The sequence below is a fragment of the Canibacter zhuwentaonis genome (assembly GCF_018531145.1).
Taxonomy (GTDB): Bacteria; Actinomycetota; Actinomycetes; order Actinomycetales; family Microbacteriaceae; genus Canibacter; species Canibacter zhuwentaonis.
This window is the reverse complement of sequence record NZ_JAHDSZ010000004.1, coordinates 1-20,852: the sequence shown is the minus strand read 5'-3', so window position 1 is coordinate 20,852 and position 20,852 is coordinate 1. Positions and strand designations below refer to the sequence as shown.

Annotated in this window: 19 protein-coding genes and 2 tRNA genes; 19 read left to right on the top strand and 2 right to left on the bottom strand. The window is 51.5% G+C overall.

The window, feature by feature from the left end:
• Positions 1-116 precede the first annotated feature (116 nt).
• From KJY78_RS03060 to KJY78_RS02985, 16 genes are all read left to right on the top strand, one after another.
• A complete protein-coding gene (locus KJY78_RS03060) occupies positions 117-2,738 on the top strand; it encodes a chorismate-binding protein (protein WP_214337145.1) in 2,622 nt (873 codons plus the stop codon).
• A gap of 63 nt (positions 2,739-2,801) precedes the next feature.
• A tRNA-Ala gene (locus KJY78_RS03055) sits at positions 2,802-2,874 on the top strand.
• Positions 2,875-3,820: 946 nt separating this feature from the next.
• A complete protein-coding gene (locus tag KJY78_RS03050) occupies positions 3,821-4,948 on the top strand; it encodes a ThiF family adenylyltransferase (protein WP_214337144.1) in 1,128 nt (375 codons plus the stop codon).
• Between the two features lie 38 nt (positions 4,949-4,986).
• On the top strand, positions 4,987-5,727 hold the full coding sequence (locus KJY78_RS03045; protein WP_214337143.1) for a hypothetical protein: 741 nt from the start codon (positions 4,987-4,989) through the stop codon (positions 5,725-5,727).
• Complete coding sequence (locus KJY78_RS03040) at positions 5,718-6,650, top strand: ABC transporter ATP-binding protein (RefSeq protein ID WP_214337142.1); 933 nt, start codon at positions 5,718-5,720, stop codon at positions 6,648-6,650. Before KJY78_RS03045 ends, KJY78_RS03040 begins: the two co-directional genes overlap by 10 nt.
• Positions 6,647-7,396: an ABC transporter permease gene (locus KJY78_RS03035; protein WP_214337141.1), complete on the top strand. Its 750-nt coding sequence runs from the start codon at positions 6,647-6,649 to the stop codon at positions 7,394-7,396. Before KJY78_RS03040 ends, KJY78_RS03035 begins: the two co-directional genes overlap by 4 nt.
• A complete protein-coding gene (gene ccmA, locus KJY78_RS03030; RefSeq protein ID WP_214337140.1) occupies positions 7,393-8,043 on the top strand; it encodes a heme ABC exporter ATP-binding protein CcmA in 651 nt (216 codons plus the stop codon). The genes KJY78_RS03035 and ccmA overlap by 4 nt, the downstream gene beginning before the upstream one ends.
• Positions 8,040-8,723, top strand: a complete 684-nt coding sequence (locus KJY78_RS03025) for a hypothetical protein (protein WP_214337139.1) — start codon at positions 8,040-8,042, stop codon at positions 8,721-8,723. Before ccmA ends, KJY78_RS03025 begins: the two co-directional genes overlap by 4 nt.
• 13 nt (positions 8,724-8,736) lie before the next feature.
• Entirely contained in the window at positions 8,737-8,919 is a 183-nt protein-coding gene (locus KJY78_RS03020; RefSeq protein ID WP_214337138.1) for a hypothetical protein, read from the top strand.
• A 250-nt stretch (positions 8,920-9,169) separates the two neighbouring features.
• Positions 9,170-10,015, top strand: coding sequence for an exodeoxyribonuclease III (locus tag KJY78_RS03015; RefSeq protein WP_214337137.1), 846 nt, complete (start codon positions 9,170-9,172; stop codon positions 10,013-10,015).
• A gap of 22 nt (positions 10,016-10,037) precedes the next feature.
• Entirely contained in the window at positions 10,038-11,036 is a 999-nt protein-coding gene (gene trpS / locus KJY78_RS03010; RefSeq protein WP_214337136.1) for a tryptophan--tRNA ligase, read from the top strand.
• A 42-nt stretch (positions 11,037-11,078) separates the two neighbouring features.
• The gene (gene ribD / locus KJY78_RS03005) at positions 11,079-12,101 is read left to right on the top strand and encodes a bifunctional diaminohydroxyphosphoribosylaminopyrimidine deaminase/5-amino-6-(5-phosphoribosylamino)uracil reductase RibD (protein WP_214337135.1); all 1,023 of its coding nucleotides are present in this window, start codon (positions 11,079-11,081) and stop codon (positions 12,099-12,101) included.
• A gap of 23 nt (positions 12,102-12,124) precedes the next feature.
• Positions 12,125-12,784 (top strand): riboflavin synthase, encoded by a 660-nt coding sequence (locus KJY78_RS03000; RefSeq protein WP_214337134.1) that lies wholly within the window; start codon positions 12,125-12,127, stop codon positions 12,782-12,784.
• Positions 12,785-14,029, top strand: a complete 1,245-nt coding sequence (gene ribB, locus KJY78_RS06780; RefSeq protein WP_214337133.1) for a 3,4-dihydroxy-2-butanone-4-phosphate synthase — start codon at positions 12,785-12,787, stop codon at positions 14,027-14,029.
• A gap of 68 nt (positions 14,030-14,097) precedes the next feature.
• A complete protein-coding gene (gene ribH, locus KJY78_RS02990) occupies positions 14,098-14,577 on the top strand; it encodes a 6,7-dimethyl-8-ribityllumazine synthase (protein WP_214337132.1) in 480 nt (159 codons plus the stop codon).
• Positions 14,578-14,579: 2 nt separating this feature from the next.
• Entirely contained in the window at positions 14,580-16,589 is a 2,010-nt protein-coding gene (locus KJY78_RS02985) for an ABC transporter ATP-binding protein (RefSeq protein WP_214337131.1), read from the top strand.
• Here the strand turns inward: KJY78_RS02985 and KJY78_RS02980 are convergent.
• Positions 16,534-16,881 (bottom strand): GNAT family N-acetyltransferase, encoded by a 348-nt coding sequence (locus KJY78_RS02980; protein ID WP_214337130.1) that lies wholly within the window; start codon positions 16,879-16,881, stop codon positions 16,534-16,536. The genes KJY78_RS02985 and KJY78_RS02980 overlap by 56 nt on opposite strands.
• Positions 16,882-17,064: 183 nt before the next feature.
• Between KJY78_RS02980 and KJY78_RS02975 the strand changes: the two genes are divergently transcribed.
• A complete protein-coding gene (locus tag KJY78_RS02975; RefSeq protein ID WP_214337129.1) occupies positions 17,065-18,447 on the top strand; it encodes an APC family permease in 1,383 nt (460 codons plus the stop codon).
• Positions 18,448-18,721: 274 nt separating this feature from the next.
• Positions 18,722-18,809: transfer RNA gene (locus KJY78_RS02970), tRNA-Ser, on the top strand.
• Between the two features lies 1 nt (position 18,810).
• Here KJY78_RS02970 and KJY78_RS02965 read toward each other — a convergent pair.
• Positions 18,811-19,251, bottom strand: a complete 441-nt coding sequence (locus KJY78_RS02965) for a hypothetical protein (protein WP_214337128.1) — start codon at positions 19,249-19,251, stop codon at positions 18,811-18,813.
• Between the two features lie 451 nt (positions 19,252-19,702).
• Here KJY78_RS02965 and KJY78_RS02960 point away from each other — a divergent pair.
• Positions 19,703-20,852, top strand: a 1,150-nt coding sequence (locus KJY78_RS02960) for an APC family permease (protein ID WP_214337127.1), incomplete at its 3' end; no start/stop codon positions are given.

The following is a 20,852-nucleotide window of genomic DNA, read 5'->3' as shown; positions in this document are numbered from 1 at the left end:
CCTTGCAGCGTCTTTTTTGGTCACGGACCTCGGATTTTATCCTGTATGAAACACACCGTGGATTCGCGGCAAAGCAGCCGCCGCGCCAGAGCAGCAATTACTGTTGGCGTGAGGGTGTGCCGCCTACAAGCAGCATTTGTGTTGTTGAGTCGCTGCTCGTGCAAAACGGCAGAGTGCACAGCAAACAGGCGCACGAAGAGAGGTTTTGTGCCGGGCTAAATCAGCTCGGGGCGAGTATCACAAACAGTGAGCTGCGTCAGTTTTGGGACGCTGTTTGGCAGCTGCTGCCTAAAAACGGGAGCTGGTTTCCGCGGGTGGAGGCGTATCCGCTAGCTGATAATGCTGCGCGGTTGGCGTGCTGGCTGCGTCCGGCACCGGCGCTTAAAACCGGTGCGAAACTTTGGGTGTATACGGGCGCTGATGTGCGCACGCAGCCCACGATCAAGGGCCCAGATTTAGCAACCCTGGCGGAAATACGTGGGCGTGCTGCTGCGCGGGGCGCTGATGATGCCCTGCTCGTGGGCGAAAATGGTCGCGTGCTCGAAACAACAACCGCTGCTGTGCTGTGGTGGCGCGGTGACACCCTCTGCTGCGTGCCTCCGGGTAAAACACTGGCGAGTACGACCGTTGCGGCGGTGGCGGATATCGCGCTGTTGCTTGGGTATAAAGTCGCTCGGGAGTGGGTGACGCTCAACGAGCTGCGCGAATGCGAGGTGTGGATTGTGAACGCTCTGCACGGAATTCGTGTTGTGACGGAGATTTGCGGTGAATTTGCTGATTCTGTTGCCGTGCCTGCGGGTGCAGAGCGGGTGCTCGGGCGTGCGGAGGAGATCCCTGCGGTTTGGGAGCGGAAGCCTGTGAGCGAAAACCGGTCTCGCGCCGGCGAAAATGGGGCGTTTACGAGTTGGGAACTGGCGTCGCAGCTTGAAAACTGGGCGTCCGGGCTTGGAGAGCAGGCGCTCACGGGAGTAGGGCTGCTGCCTGCGGGTGAAAATTACGGGGTTTTCGTTAATAAGCAGCGGTTTAAAAAGTTTTGTGATGCTTATACGCGCGGCGCTGTTGTGCTTAGTGATGGTCGCGCTCCGGGCGGGTGCGATTTTGAGCTGGTGAGTTCTAAAATTGAGTTCAGCGGTAATCTCGAGCTGCTGTTTGAAAAATTCTTTAGGGGTAGCGAAAATGCGTTCTGGTTGGACAGCAGCCGGGTTATAGAGGGTCTTTCGCAATTCAGCATAATGGGGCACAGCATCGGGCACGCTGCTGAAACACTGACTGCCAGAGCCGGTAGCGGGGTGGTGCTGTGTCACACCGGCGCGGGTGAGCGCACGGCAACGACTGCGCTTGAGGGTGATATTTTCAGCGTTTTGGAGCATCGAATCGCGACAACAAAAGTTGCGCAAAGAGATGAGTTTCCTTTTGACTATGCGGGCGGATACGTTGGTTATTTAGGCTACGGGTTGAAGGCTGAATGTGGATCGGCTAATGAATACAAGGCGTCCGAGCAAGACTCGGTGTGGGTGCGTGCAACGCATACTTTTGTGTACGATCATGCCGCCTGCGAGTTGTGGATTTTAGTGCTCACAGGGTCAGCTCACATCGCAAGTGCGGAGCAGTGGATTAGTAACGCTAAAAACACGATTTGTGGCTTGTATGATACTGACGCATTGAGAGACTCGCACAGTGCGGGTGAAACAGCGAGGGTTGCGCCCGAGGGGCTATTGTCCGAGTCGGTTATGCTTGAGGGAGTTGCGCTTAAGCAGGTTTCTGCTGGGTCAATTACCGCTGAGCCTGGTGCACCCGGGTCGGATGCACCGGGCGGGCGCGATCCGCTTGCAACAGCTGCGCTGGTGGAGCATGACGCTCAAACTTACACCGCGCTGGTGGAACGTGCGCAGCGGGTGTTGCAGGCGGGTGACAGTTACGAAGTGTGCCTCACCAGCAGGATTAAAATGCCCGTTACTGGTGCGGCAGGTTGTGCTGCCACAGGTCGGGATGCGGCAGGATATAACGAAACAGGATACGACGAGGCGGAGTTTGCATGGCGGGCTTATCGGCGCTTGCGCAGTTTGAATCCGGCACCGTACGCGGCGTTTTTGCAGCTTAACGGTCTGCGCGTTTTGTGCTCATCGCCGGAGCGTTTTTTGAAAATCAGCGCTTTTGGTGAGTGCGAAACCAAGCCGATTAAGGGCACTGTGAGGCGGGGGCGTACCGCAGCAGAAGACGAAATACTGCGCGCGCGTCTTGGCGCAGACGCGAAAACGCGCGCAGAAAACCTAATGATTGTGGATTTGCTGCGTAACGATTTGAGCCGTGTTTGCGAGCGCGGCAGCGTGCAGGTGCCCGCGTTTATGCGGGTTGAATCGTACGCGACGGTGCACCAGCTGGTTTCAACGATAACCGGTAGATTGCGAGCGGATGTGAGCGCTCCCGCTGCTGCGCGGGCTTGTTTTCCGGGAGGCTCTATGACCGGCGCGCCGAAAATCAGCACAATGCGAATTATTGAAAATCTGGAGCGGCGTGCGCGGGGTGTTTACGCCGGGTCGCTCGGGTTTTTCAGCTTTAACGGCGCAGCGGATCTCAATATCGTAATTCGCACCGCCGTAATTCAGAATGGCAGTTGTGAGATCGGCGCGGGCGGCGCGGTTGTGCTGGACTCTGAGCCAACAGCGGAATACGAAGAGATGCTATTAAAAGCGAGCGTTGTTGCCGAAGCCGTGCTTAACTCGAGCCGGGCTGGATAATTTTTCTAGTTTGAGTTGTGTTCTGCAAGATGTCCTGCTATAGTGTTTGTTGTTGTAAAACACGGGCCCTTAGCTCAGTTGGTAGAGCGCTTGCTTTGCAAGCAAGATGTCGGGAGTTCGATTCTCCCAGGGTCCACTGGTTGTGCTCTGGCGTTAATATATTTATGTGCCAGAGTGTTTTTGTGTCTAGGGGGTAAAAAATATTGCAATTTTCCCGTAAACACGAGATTCTCTGGTGGGTTAGTTCCCGAGTACGTGGAAATACGCGACGATACTTGCTTACGTTCGATGATTTTAGTTATGTGGTAATTGTTGACGAAAAGCCAAGCTACGCGGTACTTGTCACCGCGTAGCACGTTGAGTACGCTCACAGTCAACGAAAACTCAAAGCTGAGTATGATGCGTACTGGAGCAAGCAGGAACAGCAAGAGTCGCACCAAAGGACGACTCCAGATACTCCTTCAGTACCTGGCTGATGAGCTACTTCTTATTTTAGCACATATTCTTTTAGATGCTGGGCGGTGGGGTGCAAGTATGCGTATGCTTCCTGGCATACCCATGCCTTCGATCGTGTAAATCGGTACACTTTTCATGTGCTCAAAGTGGCTGAGCAGCACACAGTGATCGAACTGGGCAAGAACGGATGCGCTCTCTACGGACGCGCCTAGAAACAGGAAGCAAAATAATTAAGCAGCAAGTCGCTTAAAAACCCTTTTGTCAGGCAACTAACTAAGAACTACCTCTGCACAACAGACAGTTCCAGTCCGCTCTGTGATGGCAAAGTGCATGGCCGGGATATTGTAACAATTGACACACTAGTCAAATTAGGCAAAAGTCTCCCTACGTTGACAATTAAAATAATGCTTGCGCCAATTCTGTGTAGGCTGATATCATAAAGCTGGGAGTTGCAAAAGCTCCCAATCCCCTATCAAAAGTAGTAAACGAAGGAGGGAAAAATGGACGTGAAGGTTGAACGCGCTGAAGAGGTAGAAGCCGCCGCATGGTGGATCATCTTCTAATTAAAAGGGTAAGTACGGGTTCACTTTTTTGGACACCCGTACTTACTGTTATAAAGGACTGTTATGTATTCTAATCCGCTTATTAAGAAATCATTACCTGTTTATGATTTAACGGATACTGTGTTTCGTATAGGGGCACAGCTGGGCATTACCGCACAATTTACAGATCCAAAAGGTCAGATGAGAACTCTCGTGAACGCTTTAGACGGATCTTCAGTAGGTGATGTGATTAACCGAGTCCAATTAGTCCACCCAGATCTATCTTCACAAGATATTATCAAGGGGCTAGATATACTCGCCCAGTACGGACTATTAGACGACAAGCATGAGTATGATAGCATCCCGGAGCGATATTTATCAAATGTTGAATATTACGCGGCGCAGCCTAGTGGGAGTTCTTTAAAAGCAGAAATAGCGCATAAGACATTAGCTAGAACTACAGTAGCGTTGCTGGGTCTTGGCGGCGGTGGGTCTAACATCGCAACACTCCTCTCTGGTATTGGATTTGGTAAGGTAACTCTTGTGGATTATGACAAAGTTGAGTTATCGAATCTGGGAAGACAATTCCTATATCGGTCTTCTGATATAGGAAAGCTAAAGGTTGAAGCAGCTGTGGCGGCTTTAAACGATATGAATCCTGATTTGAAGGTAGAAGGCGTAAATAAGCGAATCAGTTCAGTGGGTGATGTTGAAGCAGTTATAAGCGATGCAGATATAGTTATATGCGCGCTTGACGAGCCGCCGTTTGTGGCTCAACGGAGAGTTAATAAAGCAATTGTGAATCTAAATAAGCCCTGCGTTTTTGGAGCTACACAACTTACGCACGGTCGTGTTTTTACAATAATCCCGGGGAATACTGGTTGTTTCGATTGCCTGAATCTATACTACTCGAAAAATGATGCAAATTTTGTAGCTCAGTTCAGAGGCTTTCACGAATCTGGATTTACGCCTCCAACTATTGCTTATGGTCCTTCAATATGGCAGATTGCATCCGTTATGGTTGATGAGTGTGTTCGGCTGGTAACAAACTTTGCTGAACCTAAAACTCTGGGACACCAGCATGAAATAGATTACGTGAATTACACTAGTTTTTCACATCCCGACTGGTCAAAATTTGATAAATGCCCAACATGCGGTCATGGGAGGTATGAAGACTGGGAGATATTTTCGTACTATAACGAGGATGTCTAGAGGTATTGATGCGTTTTCGTACTCTCAAAGATGGTCGCGTGGTAGTGACGAACGCATCGTTGACTCCGCTTATTTTTAATAGTCTAGAGGATTGGAACAACTGGAAACATTCTCACAGTGATGCGAATGAAAGCCAGGACATTAGACAACCCGAAGGCATATTCTGGGAAATATCACGCCTACTTGTTCGTTTGCTCGGTACGGCAGGTCTTTGCCTAACATTGGTATTTATTTTATCACATAGCATATTGCCTTCAGCGAGGATATGGGCTTCGCTTGACCACAGTCTACTGATTAGTTTCTTATTACTTGTATTGGTGGCTATTGTGAGCACAGTGGCGCATGAACTGATGCACATGATTTTTGGAAGATCAATACATCTGTCTAGTAACCTTATAACTTTTGTAATGCGAACAAAGCTTAATCATATTTGGTCGTGGCCTAAACTCTGTGCTATAGACGCATTGCTTTTGGGGATAGCTCTGGACTTTGCCTTGGCGGGCGTCGCTGTTTTATTCTTTTTAACTACAGGCATCCAATTTGCCTTGTTTGTTTGGTCAGTTTTAGTCTTTCGAATACTATGGCAATTCAATATTTTTGCAAAACGAGATGTTGCACTAACAATTAATTTTTTGTTAGACAAGCCCGAGGGGTTTCTGCATAGGTTAGATTGGCGTGTTAGATCTGGTCTTGCTATTTTTTGTGATACCATTTACCTTGCTTGCTGGGTGTTTCCGCTCCTGGTTGATTTACCCCAAGGAGGTTTCAGATGGCTCTAGAGATACTTGAGGTTAGTAAGCGTTACAGGCTATCAAGAAAATATGCCTTACGTTCAGTCAGCTGGTCGAGTGAGGACGGTAACATTATCGGTTTGACTGGACATAATGGGGCTGGCAAATCGACTTTGATGGGAATCCTCTCAGGAAATATCAAACCCAGTTACGGTGAAGTTCGTATAGATTCTGGACAAAATATTTTGCGCCACCCAAATAAATGTCGTGAAACTTTCGCGTTTATGACTCAAAGCTATGCTTATTTGCGTGGAGTCACGCCCCAGGAAGCTCTAATGAGCGCTGCTATGATTCGGGGAATATCTCGAAATCAAGCACGAAGCAACATTGCAGAATATTTCGAGGCTCTTAAACTTGACGCTTGGGCAAAATCTCCTTCAGAGAGCCTTAGCGGGGGCGTACTTCGTCTTGTGTCACTGGGAATGGCTCTTATCCAAGGGGCTTCTTACACCCTCTTGGATGAGCCAACTAATGATGTTGACCCTGAGCGACGTTCCTTAATGTGGGATTTCTTGCGAACTCAAACCGATAAAGGGAGAACTTTTATAGTCACCTCTCACAACTTGGATGAAATTGATGCTAATTCCTCCCATGTTCTGGTTCTTAATAACGGAGAGTTGGTTTATTCCGGTCAAACAAAGAGTCTTTCTAAACTTACCGATAACGTTCGTTTTGAGGTGGTCTACGACACTCGGTTTATTCCGGATTATTCTAAGAATTATATCTCCGAGGCTGTCGGAAACAAAGTTGTTTATATCGTTCCTCGAAAAGATATCATTTCTTTTTTGGGATCCATAGAGAATCAAATGACCGCCGGAACTATCCACGATTTTAATGCTGCTTTTACTCCCCGATTTGCCGACATTTATGAAAGCTTGCAGGCGCTCAATACAAGGGAGCTGGAAAAATGACTTCAGCCAACCAAATCGTGGGCATCCTATGGTTTACTTTCCTACGATACAAAGCTTTATGGGTTGTACTCCCCGGTGTTCAAATACTTTTTAGTCTTGCAGTTTTTTGGGGATTACCTTTAATTGCTGGTCATTCTCAAGATTCATCACCAATTACCAGTGGTAAGACTTTGTGTTCTGTCTGGTTACTGAGCTCAATAATAATCGGTCTTTCTATTTGCCCCCAAATTATTTCCGAAAGCAATTTGAGCGGATACGTAGATTATGTAAAAACATTGCCTGTTCGTCGATCTACGATCTTTTTATCTGAGCTTTTTGTTTGGTTAATTATGTCATCGCTTGGATTTGTCATTAGCTTTTTCGTGGCTATGTTAAAGTTTCGTAATCTTCCACCAATTCGCTTAGAGTCATTTCTATTCGCGATGCTTTTGGTTTGTATTTATGTAGGTCTTGGTATCGTGTTGGCTCTCTATTTTAAACTTGGGCTTGTTCAGCTCCTTAGTCAAGCGTTGGCCCTGATCGCATTTTTATTTACGCCGCTTTTGTATCCGGCCGACAGGCTTCCTGATTGGTTAGTTTTAATTCACTGGCTACTACCGTTTTATCCTGGTTTACGAGTTCTGGAATGGTCTCAGGGATTATTAAACGTTACCTATACAGAATTATGGCGAGACTTTTCCGTTCTATTTTTCTGGTTTGTTGCGCCTTTTGTGTTAGCTATTAGTAGACTGAGGAAGAGAGAATGATCGGACGTGTTGAAGTTGACTCTTTGTCTTGTGCGGTAAATGGCAAACAGATTTTAAAGAATATTTCTCTCTCTTTGTCTGCTGGTGATACTGTGTTGCTTACCGGGGCGAACGGGTCTGGCAAAACGACTCTTTTGAAAGTTGTTGCGGGTATGTTGCGACCAAGCGCAGGTCGCGTCACGTTTGCGGTATCGCCTGCGGCACCTAGCAAAGAGTCACCATTGAGATATCCGCGTGAGGATATGGGTGCGTTGATTGGTGATCCGGTGTTTTATCCAGGTATGACCTGTCGTAAAACTCTAGAATATCACGCGGCGCATTTTTCTCAGCGCGTTTCAGTAGCAGAAACGCTTGAGCGTTTTGATCTTACACAGCAGATTGATACTGCGACAGAAAGCCTGTCTGCAGGACAACGGATGCGTTTGGCGCTGGCGCGCGCATGGATTAATTCCCCAAGCCTGTTGCTGCTTGACGAGCCAGAAAATTCCCTAGACGCTGAGAGCAAAACACTGCTTGTTAAAATACTTGACAGCCACGCGGCAGAAGGTCGGATTAGCCTGATCGTTACGCATGACCCAACCATGTTTGCGGGCGTGAGGCATACAACTTTTATGATTGACAACACTTCAGTGAGGGAGCGCACATGAATATCACCTATCCGATGCGGCTGACACGCAAGCATCTGATAATTATGGTTGCCCTGCGCCTTGGGGTGTTCGCCTTCGCGATTGTCTTTTTTGGTGTGGTGCTTTCGCTTGCAGCAGAGAGCAATATTGTCACTGCTCCGTTAGCCTGGTTTATTTCGTTTGCCATTTGCGCCTGGGTGTTCACGGTTACCGATACTTTCTGGCAGCGCAAAGGCATACTCACCCTGTATCACAAGCGTTATCGGTCAATGTATCTGTCGTATCCGCGCACTGCTGGGTACTACGTCGCGCGTGATGTTATGAGCGTAGCTTGGCCTTCCGTGTTGACCAACCTGCTCGTGTTAATGGGCGGCTCTGCGGTGATTCTCACAGTGCTGCAGGCAGAAAGCGAGTTTGTGGTGATGATTGTGGTGGCTGCGGGGCTTACCGGGCTACTGGCTTCGGCGCTGTATCTGTTGTCGTTGCTGGCAGGTGTCTTCTGGAGTAATGACGCTACAGCTCTGCTCGTTGCATTCTGTCTTTCTATGTTGAGCGTCAACAGTTTTGCTAACTCGCCCCAGGGTGTATCACTCATTGTGCTTGTGTCCGTTACAGGTTCTGCGGTGCTTGCGACTGTGGCGTGCTTTATACTTGTTTTGCGGTGGCTGTCGCGGCAAGGATTGATTGAGATTGGGAAGTAGGAATAGGGAAGCCATGTCAAAAATTTCAAAAATTTTGTTGGGTGTTGCGGTGTTGTTTTTGCTCGCGGGAGGAGTCTTTGGGCTGCTGTGGTCTCGGCACGTGGTTAGTGATATAACCGGTTTCGCGAATACTGTGTCCTTGGTGCTGCTGGGTGTCGGCTGCGCGGTCGCTGCTGTTCTGCTGCGGAAACGTTGAGGGAGCTATTTATCTCCCTCAAGTGGCTGGGTGGGTAGTCTTAGCAGATGCGCGGTGTGTGACAGATATTGAACCATTGCAAACGCTGTTTGATTAGGTGTTTTCAGGGGTTTGTGGTTGGTGGACTTTTTGTGTGGGTGAATTAATACCAGAGCGCAGATAACAACTTAGAAATCATTGCTTATGTTTCACGTGAAACATAAGCGGTTCTTGTTCTTTTTTCAAGCAAGACACGGGTAGAATTAACCGTATGTCAGAGCAGTTTCGTTTAGCTTCGGTTAATGTTAACGGTGTGCGTGCCGCCTACCGCAAAGGCATGGCAGATTGGCTTAGTGAATGCGCAGCCGATGTGGTTGCGCTACAAGAAGTGCGTGCTACAACGGAGCAGCTTATTGAATTAGTTAATTCGTGCTGGCATATTGAACACGATGAAGCTGAGGAAAAAGGTCGTGCCGGAGTGGCGTTGTTAAGCAAAACAAAACCTCTGCTTGTAAGACGTGGAATTGGTGGTGAAGCGGCGGCAGCGGGTGGTAGATGGCTTGAGGCGGATTATCAAATAGGTGATAAAACGGTAACGGTTGTGAGCGTTTATATGCACTCTGGTGAGGTGGATACACCAAGGCAGGAGCAAAAATGGGCGATGTTCGAGGCGATGACTGCACGCTTGAATGAGCTTTACAGTGTTACAGATTACGTTGCGATAGTTGGTGATTTAAACGTGGGGCACCGCGAACTTGATATTAAAAACTGGCGCGGAAATTGCAAAAAAAGTGGCTTTTTGCCTGCCGAGCGAAGCTATTTTGACGCATTTTTTGGTGCAAAAGGCGAAGACATAACGTGCGTAGACGGAACTGTGAAAACGGGGCTTGGATACACCGATGTGGGGCGTAAATACGCTGGCGAAGTAGACGGCCCCTATACCTGGTGGTCAAATCGCGGGCAGGCATTTGATAACGACACCGGCTGGAGAATTGACTATCACGTGGTAACTCCCGCTTTGGCGGCGGTGGTTGTTGACTATAAAGTTGCACGATATCCAAACTATGATGCGCGCTGGTCAGATCACGCTCCGGTGATAGCAGACTATAAAATCTAATTTCTAAAGCAGGACTTAAATAATGAGCATAAAACCCGTAATTTTTTCTGGAATGCAGCCTAGCGCAGACTCTCTGCACTTGGGTAACTATATTGGCGCTTTGCAACAGTGGGTTAAAAAACAGCAAACAAACGACTGCTTTTTTTGCGTTGTTAATCTACACGCAATTACCGTATCGCAGGATCCCAAAGAGTTGCGTGCGCGTACCCGGCGCACTGCGGCGCAGTACATTGCCGGGGGGATTGATCCGCAGCTAGCAACGCTGTACGTGCAATCAGACGTGCCCGGGCACGCAGAACTCGCGTGGGCGTTAAACACGCTGACCGGGTTTGGCGAGGCTGGCAGAATGACGCAGTTCAAAGACAAATCGCAGCGTTACGGCAGCGACGCAACAACCGTGGGGCTTTTCACGTACCCAATTTTGATGGCGAGCGATATTCTGCTGTACAACACCAATTTTGTGCCTGTTGGTGAGGATCAGCGGCAGCACGTGGAGCTGACCCGCACCCTCGCAGTCCGTTTTAATAGTCGTTTTGGGCAGACTTTCGTGGTGCCAGAAGCGCAGATTCAGGAGGCGTCAGCGAAAATATACGACCTGCAGAATCCGACTTCTAAGATGTCAAAATCTGCCGCGAGTGACGCCGGGCTTATTAATATGCTCGACGATCCGGCAAAGAATCGTAAGAAAATTATGCGCGCGATAACAGACGCCGATGGTGAGGTGCGATACGATCCGCAAGAAAAACCGGGTATTTCTAATTTACTCACAATTCATGCGGCGCTCAGCGGTAAGAGCATCGATGCGCTCGAGAACGAGTACGCGGGGCGCGGCTATGGCGATTTCAAAAAAGACGTTGCAGAAGTGGTTGAAGCAGAGTTTGCGCCGGCACGAGAGCGTACAACCGAATTGCTGGCGGATCCGGCAGAGCTTGACAAGCTGCTCGAGTGTGCTGCAGAGCGAGCTAACGAGGTTGCTGCGGCGACTGTAACCCGGGTGTACAAAGCAATGGGACTTGCTTAAACAAGCGAGATAGTATTGCCAGACTGCGTGTTAGAGACTGCGATGCGGGATGCTCTCGCTGCGGCCGCTAAGGGTCCAAGCGCAGGGCTAAACCCGCAGGTGGGGTGCGTTATTTTAGACGCGCAGGGCAACACTCTGGCGACCGGATATCACGCCGGGGCGGGAACGGCTCACGCGGAAATTAAGGCGCTCGAGCTGCTTGATTACAAAGCGCCCGGCGCGACCCTGGTTGTGACGATGGAGCCGTGCAACCATCACGGTGAAACGCCCCCGTGCACGGATGCGGTGATAGCCGCCGGTGTGGCGCGGGTTGTTTACGGCAGCACTGACCCCGGGCGGCGCTCAGGTGGCGGGGCAGCAACCCTGCAACGCGCCGGAATTAAAACGCAGGGCGGTGTTTTAAGCGTGCAAACAGACTCGCTGCTGGCCAACTGGCAGCAGTGGCTCGCCAAAAATATTACACTGCCGAAGGTCACGGCGAAGTGGGCGCAGAGTCTTGACGGGCGGGTTTTCGCGGCGGATGGCAGCAGCAAGTGGATAACGGGTGCTGCCGCGCGCGCTAACGTGCACCAGCAGCGCGCGCGCTTTGACGCGATCGCCGTTGGTGGTGGCACGCTGCGCGCAGATAATCCGGCGCTAACGGCAAGAAACAGCGCCGGTGAACTGCTGGTGTCGGCGCGGCAGCAGCCGTTGCCGGTTGTTTTCAGCGCGACCAAAATCCCCGCAACTGCTCGGGTGCGAGAGCATCCGGCGCTTAAAACCATCGCGGGAGCGGCAGATCCGCTGCAGTATAGCGGTGCAGATTTGCGCGCACACCTGCAAGATATGCAGCGGCACGGCATTAACTCAGTGCTGCTCGAGGGCGGACCGGCTCTGATAAGCGCGTTTTTTCGGGAAAATCTGGTTTCGGAGGTGCTGATATACCAGAGCCCCACCCTGCTCGGCGGCGCTGGCACGGCGCTCACAGACATCGGGGTTGCCAGTATCATTGAAATGCTGCGGCTGCAGCGAGTTGAGCGTACACTGCTCGACGGTGATGAACTTATTAGAGGGTTCGTGCTCTAGAGTTATTCACTAGCGGGGGAATTATGTTTACAGGATTAGTTGAAAAAATAGGGCGGGTTGTTGAGATTGTGCCCGCAGGTGACGGCGCGCGGATAACCGTGCAAGCGCCGGAGATTGTGGCGGAGGTGAAGCGTGGTGACTCAATATCAACTTCTGGAGTGTGCCTCACGGTCGCTGACTACGATAGCGAGTGTTTTAGTGCTGATGTTATGCAACAGACCCTTGACGTGTCGGTGCTTGGCGGGTTAACCGTCGGTGACAGTGTGAATTTGGAGCGCGCAATGCAGCTTGACACGCGGTTGGGTGGGCATATTGTGCAGGGTCACGTTGACGGCATAGCGCGGGTGCGTAAGGTGCGCTTCGGAGATCAATGGCAGGTTATCCGCTTCGCGGTTGCGCCCGAAATTAGTATGCTGCTGGTTGATAAGGGCTCGGTGTGCGTTGATGGTGTTTCGCTCACCGTTGCGGCGGTTGCTGATCCGCCAAAAAATGGCGGCGCAGCAGAATTGGTAGAGCAGTGGTTTGAGGTTGCACTGATTCCAGAGACCCTGACCGCGACCACCCTGGGACAGTTGCGCTGCGGTGATCGTGTGAACATTGAAACAGATATTTTTGCGCGGCATTTGGCCCGGCTCGCGGGGTTTAAAGCGCGTGAAAACTCAGTAGAAACGGGAGAATTATAAGTGGCACTTGCTAAAATTGAGCGGGCAATCGCCGAAATTGCTGCGGGGCATCCGGTGATTGTTGCTGACAGCGCCGACCGTGAAAACGAGGGCGATATTATAATTTCTGCGCAGTTGGCCAGCCGCGATTTAATTGCCTGGATGGTAAAGCACAGTTCGGGGTTGCTGTGCGCGGCGATGAGCGCTGAAATCGCCGATCGCTTGGATCTGCCGATGATGGTGCAGCACAATCAAGACACCAGGCAAACCGCGTACACGGTCACGGTTGACGCCGCCCGAGGTGTTACAACAGGCATTAGCGCTCACGACAGGATGACAACTTTGCATGTGCTTGCTAATGAGCAGGCAACAGCGGATGATTTGCGCAGGCCGGGGCATATTCTGCCTCTGCGCGCGGTCGCCGGTGGGGTGCGTGCGCGTGCCGGGCATACGGAAGCGGCGGTTGAGCTAATGCGATTAGCGGGGCTTGCTGAGGTTGGTGTGATTGCCGAGATTGTGGGCGCGGACGGCGAAATGATGCGCCTGCCGCAGTTGCTGGAGTTTGGCGCGGCAGAGGGCGTGCCGGTGATCACTATTGAAGATTTGGTCGCCTACCTATGCGATAACGAGCCGGCTGTCGTCGCGGCTGTGAGCGATATTGATTTTGTGCGCCTGCGCAGCAAGGTTGCGCTGCAGGCGGATACGCTAGTGCCAACAAAATACGGCAAACTGCGTATGAAATCGTTCCGTGATTTGCGCACCGGCATTGACAGCGTTGCCATTATTAACGAGGTTGTATCTGGCGCTGTGCCTGCGGTGCGGCTGCACTCGGAGTGCTTGACGGGCGAGGCTTTTGGCTCGCTAAAGTGCGAGTGTGCGGGGCAGCTGGACGCGGCGTTGCAAACAATTGCTAGCGAGGGCGGTATCGTGCTCTATCTGCGAGGGCACGAGGGGCGCGGTATCGGGCTGAGCAACAAACTGCGCGCGTACAGCCTGCAAGAGCGGGGTTTTGACACCGTGCAGGCAAACGAGGAGCTGGGGCTTCCTGTGGACGGGCGCGACTACGAAACGGCGGCTGCGATACTCGCAAACCTGGGAGTTTTTGAGGTGCGGTTGATGACAAACAATCCAGATAAAGAAGACCAGCTCACAAAACACGGCATTAAAGTTGCCCAGAGTTTGCCGATAATCGTTGAAGCCCCGCCAGAGAGCCTAGATTACCTGCGTGTTAAGGGTGAAAAAATGCGCCACCGGCTGTCTAATTAACTCAGGCTTTATAAAAATAATGGCACTAGATTTATGGTGTAAAACAAAACGGTTTAGGGAGTCCTACTATGTCAGGTGCCGGTGCGGCAGAGTTGAAAGTTCATGCGCCAGGTTTGAATGTCGCGGTGATAGCGGGAAGCTGGTATACGCACATTATCGATTCGATGGTGGCGGATGCGCTCGCAACGATTACTGAAGCCGGGGCAACAGCTGAGCTGTTTCATGTGGCAGGCTCGTTTGAGCTGCCGCTCGCCGCGCAGGCAGCCGCGCAGGCAGGATTTGACGCGATTGTGTGTCTCGGCGTGATTGTGCGCGGTGGCACGCCGCACTTTGACTACGTGTGCGACGCGGTGACAGGCGGACTGACCCGTGTACAGCTTGATTTTGGCAAACCGGTTGGTTTTGGCGTGCTCACGGTTGACAACGTGGAGCAGGCGGTGGCGCGCTCGGGTGCGTCAGGATCCGCCGAAGCTAAAGGGCGTGAGGCGGCGGCAGCCGCGCTGCACCTGGTCGGCACGTTAAAAAACATTGCACAGTTTGCGCGCTGATAATGGCCAGAAAATCCGCTCGCCCCGACCTGTTAAAGGCTAGTTTACGGGAGCTGCTGCCGTATTTGTTTGTGCAGCGCAAGGTGCTTGTGCTGGCGATTGCGCTGGGCGTTATTGGCGCAGTTGTGTCGCTTTTGCAGCCGCTTATTATGGGCGAGGTTATTAGGCGCGTGCAGCACGAGCAGGCGCTGGGGCTGCTGATTGTGGCGCTTTTGCTGTGTGTTGTTGGCAGCGCACTGTTAAGTGGGTTTCAGCACTATTTGCTGCAGCGGATGGGTGAGGCGGTGGTGCTGTATTCGCGCCGCTCGCTGATCCGCAAGCTCGTGTTTTTACCGATTCCGGAGTTTGACAGGCGGCGCAACGGCGATCTTGTGTCGCGGATCGGTAGTGATACAACCCTGTTGCGCGCGGTGCTAACTCAGGGGCTTGTGGAGGCCCTGGGCGGCTCGTTGCTGCTGGTTGGCGCGCTAATTGCGATGGCTGTGATTGATCCGGCGCTGTTTGCGAGCACAATTGCCGTGGTTGTTTTTGGCTCGCTCGTGGTTGTTATGATTTCGCTTAAAATGCGCCCGCTGGTGGCGCAAACGCAGCAGCAGGTTGGTGACCTTGCTGCGAGCGTGGATCGCACCGTGAGTGGAATCCGCACGATTCGCGCCGCCGGAGCTGGCGAGCGTGAGGCGGAAGTGCTTTACGGGCAGGCGGAAAAGGCTTACTTTTTGGGGCTGCGGGTTGCAAAACTCTCGGCGCTTGTTGTGCCGGTGTCGTTTATTGCACTGCAGCTTTCTTTTCTTGTGGTGCTGGGACTAGGAGGTTATCGCGTTGCCGCTGGGCATATTACGATTGCGCAGCTTGTGAGCTTTATTATTTTCGTGTTTTTTTTAATAGTGCCGCTCGGGCAGATTTTTGGTGCGGTTGCTGCGGTGAGCCAGGCGCTGGGTGCGCTCGGCAGAATCCAGGAGATTATTAGACTGCAAACCGAGCCAGAACTTGACGCGATTAACGCGAGCACCGATATTTACAGCGCGCGGTCACAGGTGGCGACCGAGTTTGTGCCGCAGCCAGTTGAGCCGGTTGCAACGGACGCATTGCCTGACGTGACACCTGCTCCCGCGCCGCTGGTTGCGCGGTCTCCAGTGCCACAGCAGGTGCTGCAGCTCGATGTGTGGGAGGCTGTGAACCAGATGCGGTCGGGTGAGACGCTGATCGAGTTCGACGATGTGTACTTCACATACCGCTCTGCTGCCCCCGATCGGGTGGATGCGCGTAAAATCGTTGACCGGAAGGCCAAAAACGTCTATGTTCCCCCTAAAATCGTTGAAACAGCCGTTTTACACGGGGTTTCCTTCACCGTTAAAAAAGGCCAGCGCGTGGCTATTGTCGGCCCGTCTGGCTCGGGAAAATCAACTGTGCTAAACCTGATCGAGCGCTTTAGTGATCCCGATGCGGGTACAATCCGCTTTGCCGGTTATGACATCCGCGCCCTGCAGCGCGAGCACTTGCGTGCACAGCTCGGCTATGTTGAGCAGGACGCGCCGGTTTTGGCGGGCTCGCTGCGCGAGAATCTACTGCTGGCGAATCCTAAGGCATCGGATGCAGAATGCGAGCGCGTTTTGAGTGAGGTGAATTTGGGTAAGTTGCTTGATCGTTCTGAGAGCATAGCTGAGGCGCTTAACGCGGAGGTTGGTGAGCATGGAATTATGCTTTCTGGCGGTGAAAAGCAGCGCTTGGCAATTGCCCGCGCACTGTTGGCGCAGACACCTGTGCTGCTGCTTGACGAATCAACCGCTAGCCTTGACGGTGTTAATGAGGCGAAAATGCGTGAAGCGATAGATGCGGTCGCAAACGATCGCACGGTGCTGGTTGTTGCGCACCGGCTTGCTACGGTTGTGGATTCGGATTTAATTATCGTAATAGATGGCGGGCGAGTTATTGGCTCGGGAACTCATCACGAGCTGATTAAGAACGTTCCGCTGTATCGTGATTTGGCGCAGCGACAGCATTTTGCTGTGTAGCGCGGTTTAGATATTTTGCGATAAACCAGCAGCTGGCCGCGATTTTGTGAGTTTTAGCAAGATCGCTGGTGATTGCGACCTCGGCTAGAATTGCGCTCAGCCCGGTGCCACGTAGGTTTGGGGAAATAACAGTGTGATCGAAGTCAATCTCAGTTTCGCCAAGGAGCGTGTAGTGTGCCTCGCCGAGCAGGTTTTCCGCCTGATCATAGAGTGCAAAGCGACTTTGCGCAGGCTCGTGCGTGATTGTGTAACCGTGCTTGTTAGCATCCGCTAGTGATGAGAATTTTACCATAACATACTAATCATACCCTGCCAAACTTTATATATTTTGGAAAAATTAAGTAAACTATATTTAGTTTTCTTAAAATTGGTTAAGAGACGTTTGCGTAGGCGGTATCATAGTGACTGTGGGGCAAAACTAATAGTTGTCTTCTCACTAAAGGGTAAAGGCGTCTACAAGAGATTAGGAGTGCTGATGTCAAAGCAGGTACGGCAGGGGTCGCTGAAGCGTAATCTCGGTCTCTGGGCTATTGTTGGTTTGGGTCTTGGTTATATGACCCCAACGGTTGTTTACGACACGTTTGGGTTGGTTTCTGAGCGTACTAACGGCGCGGTGCCGACCGCATATTTGGTGGCGCTCGTTGTAATGGCGTTCACCGCTATTAGCTATGGCAAAATGGTGCGTGCCTTCCCGAGCGCGGGATCTGCATACACTTATACGCGAGAAGCAATTCACCCAAACCTGGGGTTCATAGTTGGTTGGATCGCGTTGCTCGACTATCTGCTGTTGCCGCTGGTGAACATTCTAATTCTACGTCTGTACATGGAATACGCATTCCCTGACGTGCCCGGGTGGATGTTCGCGGTAGTATTCACCGTGATTGTTACCGGATCGGTTGCGCTGTCGATGCGCGGTACCTCCAACTTCAACGGCATTTTGCTTATTTACTCACTGGCAGTAATGATTGTTTTCACGGTGCTGATCTCAATGCAGGTTTCTGAAGGACGCGGCACGGGCACCCTGCTGAGCGGTGCTCCGTTTGTGGGAACTGATTTTGATATGACCAACATTATTTACGGCGCAACGCTCGTATGCTTCTCTTTTATCGGTTTTGACGCGATCACAATGTACGCGCAGGAGGCGAAAGATCAGCGCGTGATGCCGCGCGCAATTCTGATCACAGTTTTGATTGGCGGCGCTATTTTTCTGCTCGGCAGCTATTTTGCGCAGCAGCGCTGGCCAGATGTGAGCGAGTTTGCAGAGTACACTGGCAATCCGCTGCCACACTTCGGTTTTATTGCCGGTGGTGACGTGTTTATGTGGTTCTTCACTGCGGCTGGTTTTGCGGCAACGATGGCTTCAGGGCTTGCTTCACACGCTTCGGTGTCGCGGATGCTCATGGTTATGGGTCGCAAGGGTGTGCTGCCAAAGCGCGTCTTTGGTCACGTTAGCCCGAAAACTCACACCCCGCTGACCAACGTGCTGATTGTTGGTCTGGTGAGCCTTGGTGCGATTTTCCTTGACCTAGATACTGTGGCGTCGGTTATTAACTTCGGTGCGCTAATCGCGTTTACCTTTATGAACATTTCGGTTATTGCCTGGTTTGCTATTCGCCAGGGTAAGCATAAAAACGGCAAGGATATTTTCAACTACATCGTGATGCCTGTTATCGCAACGCTGCTCACGGTTATGCTGTGGGTTAATCTTGATGAAATCTCGCTCACGGTTGGTTTTATCTGGCTGGGAGTTGGTGTGATTTACTTGGCGTTTATCACCGGTGGTTTCAACAAACAGCCTAAGGGTTTTGATGAGTCGGAGCCTGTGACCGGTTTTAATAAGGTTGCTGACGAAGCCTAGTTAAGCGCTGTTAGGGAGCGGGGTGAGCACGGTGTGCAAGCCCCCGCTCCCTTTTTGTGTAGTGGATTACCCCGCCGCCGTGGGGTCTATAATTTGCGCTGGTTGTCACATCTAAGCCGTGGCGCTGGTTATCGCCGCTGAGCTGTGATGCACCACCTACAGCACGCGCTCTTATCGCATCTGCGCGCCTGCTACGTTGCCCCTGTGGTGTCTGTCACATCGCGTCCGGCGCTAAACTAGGCTAAAATAGGAGAGGCGCTTTTTTGCGCCACCTGGAGGATTCGCCTAGCGGCCTATGGCGCACGCCTGGAACGCGTGTTGGGTTAACGCCCTCAGGGGTTCAAATCCCCTATCCTCCGCCACTTAAAGATTGCTACCCGGTTTTTGCGCCTGGCGACCTTTTAGATACGCCACAATATTCGCGCCGATTATTGCGGAAAAAGAGATAATTGCAGCGGGATTACTGAACGCGATTGACATATCCAGCGCAAAAGCACTCGCTCCGGGCGGGGCAGTGATTGTGGCGAGGGTCTGATCCGCTTGGGCATCGGGCGCAGTTACGGCGAAAGCGAGCGCGCACCCCCACGAAATCAGCAGCCAGATTGTTAGCGCGCGACCCCTTGCCCTAATTTGCGCGCGAGCGTTTTTGTGCAGGCGCAACACGAGCATAATTGTGAGCGCTAAATACACTGCGGCGATCGCAAAATACAAGGGCGCTGTTGCTCCCGCAAAACCGAAGGTGTGCCTGCCGAACGCGATGCTCGCAGCACAAGCTGTTCCGATAATCAGCGCTGCAATTCGCATTGTATCCTCCGAAAGTTAGCATTAACCGGCGTATCCGGCACTGCGTGGTAGTTAGACGGTGTTTTGAGCGAATCCGCCAGCCGCTGTTGCGCATCGACTCCGTACCGCCCTCAATTTACTGTGATACGACTAGGAAACGGAGTCTGCCTGGGTGATCCGCTTATTAAACTCAATTGTACGTGATTGGGTTTAGCGTTGCCGGTGCTGTTTGACCGTGCCGCGAGTGTAACCGCGGCTGTTAGCATCCGCTAAAGATAATAATTTTGTCATAATGCATAAACTCTAGCGCGTCCAACTTCATAGTAGATTGAAAAATTAAAAACTATACTTAGAGTTTTCTTAAAAACGATAAGAAATGTCCGTGAATCTGGTACTACTATTAGCTGTGGTGAAAAATGGTAATTGCTCTTTTCAGTAAAGGGTAAAGGCGTTTACAAGAATAGGAGTGACGATGTCACAGCAAGCACAACAGGGGCAGCTGAAGCGCAGCCTCGACCTTCGGGCGATTGTTTTCCTGGGTCTAGGATATATGACCCCAATGGTTGTTTATAACACATTCGGCCTGGTTTCTGAGCGTACTAACGGCGCGGTGCCAACCGCATATCTTATGGCGCTCGTTGTAATGACGTTTACGGCTATTAGCTATGGTAAATTGGTGCGTGCTTTTCCGGGTGCGGGATCCGCATACACCTATACGCGCGAAGCAATTCACCCGAACGTGGGTTTCCTTGTGGGTTGGATAGCACTGCTTGGTCACCTGCTATTTCCGCTGGCGAACGTGCTAATTCTGCGTCTGTACATGGAATATGTATTCCCGGATGTGCCCGGGTGGATGTTCGTGGTGGTGTTCGCTGTGATTATTACGGGATCGGTTGCGCTGTCGATGCGCGGTACTTCTAATTTTAACGAGATTCTGCTTGCCTATTCACTGGCAGTTATGGTTATTTTCACAGTGTTGATTTCGATGCAAATTTCTAAGGGAAGTGGCACAGGTAGTTTATTAAGCGGTGCTCCGTTTGTGGGAACTGATTTTGATATGACCAACATTATTTACGGCGCAACGCTCGTATGCTTCTCTTTTATCGGTTTTGACGCGGTCACAGTGTATGCGCAGGAGGCGAAAGATCAGCGCGTGATGCCGCGCGCAATTCTGATCACAGTTTTGATTGGCGGCGCTATTTTTCTGCTCGGCAGCTATTTTGCGCAGCAGCGCTGGCCAGATGTGAGCGAGTTTGCAGAGTACACTGGCAATCCGCTGCCACACTTCGGTTTTATTGCCGGTGGTGACGTGTTTATGTGGTTCTTCACTGCGGCTGGTTTTGCGGCAACGATGGCTTCAGGGCTTGCTTCACACGCTTCGGTGTCGCGGATGCTCATGGTTATGGGTCGCAAGGGTGTGCTGCCAAAGCGCGTCTTTGGTCACGTTAGCCCGAAAACTCACACCCCGCTGACCAACGTGCTGATTGTTGGTCTGGTGAGCCTTGGTGCGATTTTCCTTGACCTAGATACTGTGGCGTCGGTTATTAACTTCGGTGCGCTAATCGCGTTTACCTTTATGAACATTTCGGTTATTGCCTGGTTTGCTATTCGCCAGGGTAAGC